Source organism: Microbacterium paludicola, from assembly GCF_015235415.1.
GTDB classification, from domain to species: Bacteria; Actinomycetota; Actinomycetes; order Actinomycetales; family Microbacteriaceae; genus Microbacterium; species Microbacterium paludicola.
Map to the genome: position 1 here is coordinate 216,918 of NZ_JADGLL010000002.1, position 8,814 is coordinate 225,731.

General features: G+C 70.2%; 6 protein-coding genes. 2 read left to right on the plus strand and 4 right to left on the minus strand.

The genetic code is table 11. The features are described from left to right. Nucleotide 1 precedes the first annotated feature (1 nt). On the minus strand, nt 2-1,753 hold the full coding sequence (locus tag IR155_RS16195; protein WP_167760684.1) for a glycosyltransferase family 2 protein: 1,752 nt from the start codon (nt 1,751-1,753) through the stop codon (nt 2-4). Between the two features lie 230 nt (nt 1,754-1,983). On the opposite strand from IR155_RS16195, the gene IR155_RS02110 reads away from it, so the two are divergent. Beyond that, entirely contained in the window at nt 1,984-3,633 is a 1,650-nt protein-coding gene (locus tag IR155_RS02110; protein ID WP_135112651.1) for a glycosyltransferase family 2 protein, read from the plus strand. A gap of 8 nt (nt 3,634-3,641) precedes the next feature. Then, nucleotides 3,642-5,696 (plus strand): acyltransferase family protein, encoded by a 2,055-nt coding sequence (locus IR155_RS02115; protein ID WP_135112653.1) that lies wholly within the window; start codon nt 3,642-3,644, stop codon nt 5,694-5,696. Nucleotides 5,697-5,739: 43 nt separating this feature from the next. On the opposite strand, the gene IR155_RS02120 is transcribed toward IR155_RS02115, so the two are convergent. From IR155_RS02120 to IR155_RS02130, 3 genes are read right to left on the minus strand one after another with little or no spacing between them, the layout of a single operon-like run. Continuing rightward, nucleotides 5,740-7,143 carry a glycosyltransferase 61 family protein gene (locus tag IR155_RS02120; protein WP_135112655.1) on the minus strand — a complete coding sequence of 468 codons (1,404 nt, stop codon included), beginning with the start codon at nt 7,141-7,143 and terminating at the stop codon, nt 5,740-5,742. Nucleotides 7,144-7,171: 28 nt separating this feature from the next. Further along, nucleotides 7,172-7,936, minus strand: coding sequence for an ABC transporter ATP-binding protein (locus IR155_RS02125; RefSeq protein ID WP_228066511.1), 765 nt, complete (start codon nt 7,934-7,936; stop codon nt 7,172-7,174). After that, nucleotides 7,936-8,673: an ABC transporter permease gene (locus IR155_RS02130; RefSeq protein WP_135112657.1), complete on the minus strand. Its 738-nt coding sequence runs from the start codon at nt 8,671-8,673 to the stop codon at nt 7,936-7,938. The genes IR155_RS02125 and IR155_RS02130 overlap by 1 nt, the downstream gene beginning before the upstream one ends. Between the last annotated feature and the right edge of the window lie 141 nt (nt 8,674-8,814).

Below are 8,814 nucleotides of genomic sequence, written 5' to 3' on the forward strand. Positions count from 1 at the left end.
CTCAGGCCTCGGGCTCGCGCCAGCCGCGCCACTGCTCGAAGGAGCCGTTGAGGAGCTGCGAGTCGCTGCGCTCCCAGGTGTGCTTCGACGAATGCCGGATGTACATGTAGCCGAGGGAATGCGTGCGGTATCCGATGCCGCCCTGCGACTCGACACGGATCAGCACCGAGCGATCCGTCGAGTTGGGCGTCGGCCGCCAGCCGCCGAGACCATCGAACGTCGCCCTTGACAGGAGCATCGCCCCTCCGGCCAGCTGATCGTGGTACCGCTCGGTCGCGAACGTGCGATGCACGGTCTGCTCGGCCTCCTCGAAGTAGAGGTACTCGGTCGTCTTGCCGACGATGTCGGCGCGCGAGTAGAGGTGCGCGAGCACGAGGTCGAACACGTGGTGCTCGCTGTACCAGTCGTCGTCGTCGAGCTTGGTGATGAGGTCACCCGACGAGCGGCGCACTCCCTCGGCGAGCGCCGCTCCGAAGAGGACGGTCTCGGGCTGCTCCACAACGGTGACGTCGAGGGCGCCGAGGTCGAGAGCCGAGAGATCCGGCGCGGCGACGCCATGCGCGACGACCACGACCTCCATGTGCGGGTACGTCTGCGCCGCCATCATCTTCAGGACACCCGGGATGAGGTCGGGACGCATCGTCGAGAGCACCACGCTCACCGACGGAAGGTAGCGGTGCCCCGTGCGGTGCTCGATCGCCGAGGCGAGGCGGAGGAATCCGCCGTGGTCGTGCATCGCCGCCCTGCGCAGGGCGACGGAGCGACGCTCGCGTGCCAGGCCCTTCACTGCGCGGTAGGGCTGCCGGGCGAGCTCGACGATGCGCGGCGACAGTCGCGCCGGGTCGATCTCGATGTTCTCGGGAAGCGAGTGAAGGATCACCCCCGCGGCGGCGAGCTCTGCGAACCGCGTGGTCAGCCCCTCCGGCAGGGCGCCGCGGACGCCGCGAAGCGCCGAAAGGTCCGCTGCCTCCACTCCCCGGAGCGCCGCCACGTCTCTGGCTGTGAGCGGGTCGGCGAGCGAGAAGGCGATCGGCGCGACGGCGTCGGCGCGGGGGCCGGTGGCATCCAGGCGCGCAACGCCCTGCTGCCTGTCAAGAACGAGCCGGCGGGGCGGAGGCGACGGGGAGAAGCTCAGCAGACGCCCGATCGGATTGTGCACGTTGAGGTCGACGACGGGCAGCTCCCTGCGCGGGTACCCAAGCAGCGCCTCCCCCACCGGCAGCTGATAGACGGCGTCCTCCGCCTCGCGCGCGAGATCGGTCTCCGCGGTGATCAGGACGTCGGCCTTGCGCAGGTGGGCGCCGTTGAGCGCCGGAGCGATGGCCTCGAGCTGCGGCACACGGCGACTCGGCAGCAGGGACAGCACGCCGCCATCGACGCTCCCGTCGACGGCGACGAGCGGGAAGCCCGCCCCGACGACGGGCGCATCCGGGGTGAAGGCGGGAATCAGCGCGTTGACGATGCGGGCAAGCGACTGCGGCTCACTGAGCGCGATGTGCGCGGAGGCCGTCCGCCGGGCGGCGTCGAACGAGACCTGGCTGGTCTTCACGTGCGGCAGCGGCGCGATGGCGCCACGCCAGCGCGCCGACGGCGGATCCCAGCGATCGATGCGGATCCGAACGTCCTGCGTCATCACGTCGGCACCGCTCACGACGACGTGCCGCAGGGCGTCGACGTCGGCGACGCGCAGCCGAACAGGTTCGCCATCCGGCAGTGCCAGGGTGCCGGCCCGCAGCGTCGACGCGTCAGCCACGGCGCCCCCGCCGTCCCGCTCAAGAGCGTCCGTCTCGGCATGGCGGCGGAACCAGCGGCTGAATGACATATGCGGAATCGGCTCCTGGTCGGACGGGGCGGCTGCCGACGGGCGGCGCGGCCGCGGGCGCGGCGGGAAAGGAGTCTAGCCTGAGAGGCTCGTCGCCCCGTGTGAGCGCCCGTGGAGCCGCTCCCCAGGGGAGCAGAGGGCCGGTCACCTAGACTGATGCGGTGATCAGGCCCGCCGTTTCCTCCGAGCCCCGCCCCATCGTCTTCCAGAATCAGTGGCGTGACGTCTTCGACGGGACGCTCCCGGAGGACTGGGAGCCGACGAAGTCCGTCTCCGTGGTGATCGCGGCATACAACAGCGCCACCCTGCCGCTGACCCTCGCCTCGCTCGCTGCTCAGGACTACCCCGAGGAGCTGCTCGAGGTCGTCGTCGTCGACGACGGAAGCGAGCCGCCGGTGGTGCTGGGCGACGTGGTGCCGCGGAACCTGCGGCTGATCCGCGTCGAGGAGGGCTGGGGCCGCTCGAACGCGACCGACATCGGGATCAAGGCCACCTCGGGCGACATCATCTACTGGGTCGACTCGGACATGATCCTGTTCCGCGACAACGTCCGGCAGCACGCCAAGTGGGCCCACTTCATCCCGGAAGCCGCGACGATCGGCGACAAGGGCTTCATCGAGTCGTGGGACTACACGCCCGAGACGGTGTATAAGAAGGTGCTCGACGGCACGATCGGCGACGACTACGACCGCTCGACCTTGCACGAACACTGGTCCATCCAGATCTACCGCGATACCGACGACCTCAACACGTCACACGGACGGAACTACTCCACCCACATGGGGGCGTGCGCCTCGGTCACCCGCGAGGTCTATGACCGCACGTTCGGTCAGGACACGCGGCTGCATCTGGGCGAGGACACCGAGATCGCCTACCAGCTATGGCAGGCGGGCGCCGTGTTCATCCCCGTGCACGAGGCGCTGACCTGGCACCTCGGTCCCGGCACGGTGCAGAACCACGCGGCGAAGGTCGCCCACGTCAATGACGCGCACTTCGCCCAGCGCATGCCGATCCCCCGCTACCGCCGCACCTCGGACAACCGCGTCTGGGAGGTGCCGCTCGTCAAGGTCGTCGTCGAGGTGACCCTGGAGACGGCCCACCTCGCGCGCAACTGCGTGGACAGGGTGCTCAACAGCACCCTCACCGATGTGCACGTCGTGCTCGTCGGGCCGTGGTCGACCCTCGATGAGGGGCGGCGCAAGATGCTCGCTGACCCACGCACCGAGCTCTATCTGGTGCAGGAGTGGTTCCGCACCGACAACCGCGTGATCTTCGCCGAGGCGGTGCCCGACACCGTCTTCCCGGCGCCGTACCGCGTCGACCTGCCCGTGACCGTCGGAGTCACCAGCGACAGCCTGATGCAGATGTACCGCCACATCGACGGAGACCGCCTCGGCGCGGTCCGCTACTTCACCCCCGGCCACACCAAGGACGAGTCGGTGACGATCTGGGATTCGGCCGCAGTCGCCCGCGCGCGTCGCTACGTCGGCGGCGACGCCGTGCTCGAGGACGTCGTCGACCGGGTCTGGGGATTCGAGTGGGGCTCGAACGACCGCGCGCAGCTCATCGACCTGCGCGAGGCCGACCTCTCGGAACGCGTGACCCGCGTCGAGCCGAGGGTCGCCCAGCTCGAGGCCGAGCTTGCCGTACTTCGGCAGAGCGCCCGGCCGGCATCGCTGCCGCGGCAGATCGCCCGGCGGATGAACGAGCTCTCCGGGAACCGGCTCGCACCGGCCGCCCGCGGCGTCAACGCACGCCTGGGCGGGGTGCCCGCTGCGGCACTGCGCCGCCTTCGTCGAGCGCTCGGCTGATCGACGGGATGGCGTCTCTCACAGACAGCGCTCGGCAGGCAGGTCTCACGGACCGGGCTCGGCAGGCGGGCTTCCGGCCCGACATCCAGGCTCTCCGGGCCATCGCTGTCCTGAGCGTGCTCGTGTACCACCTCTGGCCGGACAGCGTGCCCGGAGGCTTCGTCGGCGTCGACGTCTTCTTCGTGATCAGCGGGTACCTCATCACGTCGCATCTCGTGCGTGAGCGCGCGAACACGGGTCGCATCGCCGTGGGCAGGTTCTGGGCCCGCCGCGCCGCGCGTCTCCTGCCGGCCTCGCTCCTCGTGCTTGCCGCGACGGCGGTGGCGGTCATCGTCTGGGCGCCGCGCTCGCTCTGGGAGCAGTTCCTCGCCGAGATCGCCTCGTCCGCGCTCTACGTGCAGAACTGGCGGCTGGTCTCGGACAGCGTCGACTACCTTGCTGCGGAGAACAGCGCATCGCCGGTGCAGCATTTCTGGACGCTCTCGGTCGAGGAGCAGTTCTACGTCGCGTTGCCCCTGCTGCTCCTGCTCGCCTGCTTCGTGTTCCGTCGACTGCCATGGCGCGCGGTCATGATCGGCACGCTCGCGGTCGCCACGGCCGCCTCGTTCACCTACAGCGTGCTGCTCACGGACTGGTCGGCGAGCGCGGCCTACTTCTCCACGCTCACCCGAGCCTGGGAGTTCGGCGTCGGCGCGCTGATCTCCTTCCTGCCCTTCGCCGGGCGTCGCGCCGCGGCGAACCTGCTCGCGGCCCTCGGCGTCGTCCTGATCGCGTCCAGCACGGTCCTTCTCTCGGGCGAGGTGCCCTTCCCGGGCTCCGCAGCCCTTCTCCCCGTGGCGGGGGCAGCCGTGATCGTGTGGGCGGGCGGCGGCTCATTCCTGGCCGGAGCGGGTTCGGCACGTCCGATCCGCTTCCTCGGGGACACGTCGTACGGGATCTATCTCTGGCACTGGCCGCCGATCGTGCTGCTGCCGCTGGCGACCGGGCATGACCTGACGATGCCGGAGAAGCTCGGCATCGCAGCCGCCGCGATCGCACTCGCCGGGTTCTCGACCCGGTTCGTCGAGAATCCCGTGCGGCTGTCGCCCCGGCTGCTCGCCGGGCGCCGCCCGCTCATCGTGGCGGTCTGGACGGCCGCCGGCATGGCGTGCGTCCTGGCGATCACCACCGCCGGGGCTGCATCCGCCGAGCTGCAGGAGGAGCGCAGCCGCACCCTGACGGCCGAGCTGCTCGCTGCGCCGCCCGACTGCCTCGGCGCGGCGACCCTCGCCTCGGGATCCTGCGAGAACCCGACGCTCGATTCGCTGCCGCTCGTACCGGACCCCGCGATCGTCGGGGAGGACAACTCGTACCGTGGTGACTGCTGGACCAGCGGAGACGACGGGACGCTGCGCGCGTGCACGTTCGGACCCGAGCACGACTACTCGCGACGCCTCGTTGTGATCGGCGACTCGCACAGCAACGCCTACCTCAGCGCGTTCGAGCGGATGGCGCAGGACCGCGGCTGGCGCGTGGATGTCATGGGCCGTGCAGCCTGCTACTGGACCGACGTCACCACGGAGCTCGCGACGCGGCAGCAGACGGAGGGCTGCGCCGAGTGGCGCGCCGCGGTCGCCGAGTACGTCGCCGACGCCGGGGATGCCGATGCGTTCGTCGTGACCCGGTCCTCAGGAGGCGAGGACGCCGACGAGCGGACCGTCGCCGGCATGGTCTCGGCCTGGGGGGCGCGCCCCGACCACGACATTCCCGTCCTGGCGATCCGCGACAGCCCGCATCTCTCGTCCGACACCGTGCAGTGCATCGAGTTCGACCCGGAACGTGCCGCGGAGCGCTGCGGAAAGCCGATGGACGAGGCACTGCACGACGACGGACAGGCTGAGGCCGTTCGGCGCGACCCGAACGCGGCGTTGATCGACCTCACCGACCTCTTCTGCACCGAGGGGATCTGCCCGCCCGTGATCGGCGGCGTCGTCGTCTACCGCGACGGCCATCACCTCACCGCCACCTACGCCACGACGCTCTCGCCCACCCTCGCGGATCGGATCGACGCAGCCCTCGAGTGACCCGTCCCGAGCACGTCGCTCTCGGTTCGGGGCCGCTCGCGCCTCATGCGCGCTCGACGCGGAGGATCCCGCCTCCGGCGCTCGGGATGCGCTGCACGGTGAATCCCCCGCGCTCCTCGAGGGCCGCGCCGGCCGCGGTACCGGCCGCGTCGTCATCCAGCACCCAGATCGTGTTGCTGTCGGCGAACGCGGCGGTGTCGTCGACGTCGCGCAGCACGTGCGCCGCCTCGTCGCCGCAGATGCGGATGAGCTCGTACGGCTGCGGCGCGGTGACGAACAGCTCGGCGTACTGCGCGAACGGCAGCTCCTCCACCCGGTTCTCCAGCGAGCGATAGGCGCGGGGGTCCTCCTCGAGCCGCGTGCTGACCACGAGCGTCGTCCGCACTCCCGAGACGGCCGCGGAGTATGCGGTCCGCACGCCCACGAGCAGCATCCTCGACACGCCGAGCGACCGCGCGAACGCGGCGGCCGCCTGGTCTCCCGGCCGGGGAGGCAGCGGCAGGGCGCGCGGCACCTCGAGCGCGTCGAGCAGCGCGATGGCGTTGCGCGACACCTTCATCACCTCGCGGCCCTCCGCGTGAAGGATCCGCTGCCCCGGCAGCGAGTGGAAATCCTGCTCGAGGCCGCGCGCTTCGCCGATCGTGCGGAAGTTCCGGTGCTCGGGCCCCCGGCGGCGGATGATCCGCAGCCGGCGCCCCTCGAGCTCGGCCAAGAGGAGGACCGCGTGGAATGCCGACCCCTCATCGCCCGCGATCACCTCGGCGCGGGCGAGGTGATCGAGCTGCTCGCGCACGGTCAGCCGCTCCGGATGGATCACGAACCAGCCGGCCGCCCGCAGGTGCCTCTCCGCGAAGACGGCGCTGACATCGCGCACGTCGCTGTCGATCGCGCTGCGGGACAGCCAGATGCGGCGGCCGGGCTCGCGAGGCGGGCCGGAGTGGCGCGCGAGGAACCGCGCGTGGTCCGGATGGATCCAGTCGTCGTATCGGTAGCCGATGTCCGGCACGTGAAGCGTGGCGAAGCGCGTGGGTCTGGTCACGAACTGGATGGGATTGCGCACGCCGAGGATCTCGAGGATCTCCCGCTGCCATGACCGGAACCGCTCGCGGTCGCCCCAGTGGTGGGCGGCGGTCCAGACGATCGGCAGCTCGGGGTGCTCGGCCGCGTACCAGAGCCGGGCGAGGCTCTCCAGCAGGAAGTGCCCGTAGTGCATGTGCAGGTCGCCCGCATAGATCGCCTCGGGCACGTCCGCCTCGGCGATGTCGGGCAGCAGGTCGCGCGGGATCGGCACCCCGCGGAGTCCGGAGCGGCGATCGGTCGCTGTTCCCTCGACGAACCGGCCGTGCCCGTCGAAGACCCCCATCAGGAGCTCGCCGGGGCGGTCGTCCCGCGTCATCACGGGGTAGACGACGGCCGAGGTGACGACCCGGTTCTCGAGGCGCTTCATTCAGGTCACTCTACTGCCGGAGGGAAGGTCACTCCGCGTTGTCCGCGTTGTACCGGTCGACGACCTCGCCGATCGGGGCGTCGAGCGCGAGCACGTGGTCGCGGATGTACAGACCGCGCGTGCAGAACCGGCGCAGGTCCTTCTCGTTGTGGCTCACGAGGAAGAGCGTGCGCCCCTCCGCCAGCAGTTCGTCGATCCGCCGGTAGCACTTGTTCCGGAAGCTCTTGTCGCCGACCGCGAGCACCTCGTCGACGAGCAGGATCGGCTCGTCGAGCTGCGACACGACGGAGAACGCGAGACGCACCTTCATGCCGTTCGAGAGGTGCTTGTAGGGAGTGCCCTCCGACTGCTCGAGCTCGGCGAACCGGATGATCTCGTCGTAGCGGCGCGCGATCTCGTGCTTGGCCATCCCGTGAAGACCGGCGGCGAGCCACACGTTCTCACGCACAGTGAGGTCGCCCACGAATCCGCCGGTGATCTCGATGAGGGGCGCGACTCCCCCGTTCACCCTCACCTCTCCCTCGTCGGCGAGCAGCACGCCGGCGACGAGCTTGAGCAGCGTCGACTTGCCCTGTCCGTTGCGTCCCACCACGCCGATCGACTCGCCGGGGCGCACGGTGAAGGACACGTCGCGCAGCGCCCAGAACTCGTCGGGTCGGCTCCGCCGCGACGCGTCCGCGAACATGTCCTTGATGCTGCGGCGACCGCGCCGGTTGCGGCGGAACCGCACGCCGAGGCCAGAGACCTCGATCGCCGGTCGGTCGGCGATCGCCGGCATCGCATCCCGTGTCATCACAGCTCCTTGAGCAGCGGACGCTCGAGCCGGCGGAAGGAGAACGCGCCCACCGCGAGAAGCAGCAGGCAGATCACCGCCGACATCGTCACGGCGAAGGGATCCCACGCTTCGGGGAAGAACCCGACGCGATACAGCGTGAAGATCCCCGCGAGCGGGTTGAACGCCATCAGCTCCCGCAGCGCGCCGGGAAGGTCCCCGACCGCGTAGATCACGGGCGACGCGTAGAACAGGGCACGCAGGATGAGCCGCGTCGTCCGCTCGAGGTCGGCGAACAGCACGCACAGCGGCGCGATCAGCAGGCCGAGCCCGACCAGCAGGATCGCCTGCAGCACCACCCCCACCGGGAACAGCAGCAGCCCCCATCCGACCGGTGCTCCGGCGGCGATCACGAAGATCGCGAGCACCGGGAGGGCGAACAGGAACTCGACGCCCTTGCTGAGCACGATCCGGTTCACCCAGATCGAGCGAGGGATCGCCGTCGAGCGCACGAGCTTCGCATCCTTGTTGAACGCGCGCGTGAAGTCGGTGACGGCGGCGTTGAACCAGACCCACGACAGCAGCGCGGTGATCAGGAACACGATGTACGGCTCGAGCCCCGCAGAGCGGTCGAACACGACCGTGAAGATGAACCAGTAGATCCCGCTCATGACAAGCGGGTCGAGCACCGACCAGAGGTATCCGAGCCAGCTCGTCGCGTAGCGCACCTTCAGGTCGCGCGCGGAGAGCAGCCACAGCGAGTGGAGATAGCGGGCTCTTCGGACTTCCGGTGGGGGTCATGGGGTGAGGCCGCCGGCGGCGAGGAGCATGCGGAGGCGGTAGTTGTGCCGGTTTCGGTAGCCGCGGGCGAGGCGGCGGTGGAGCTCGATGATCCCGTT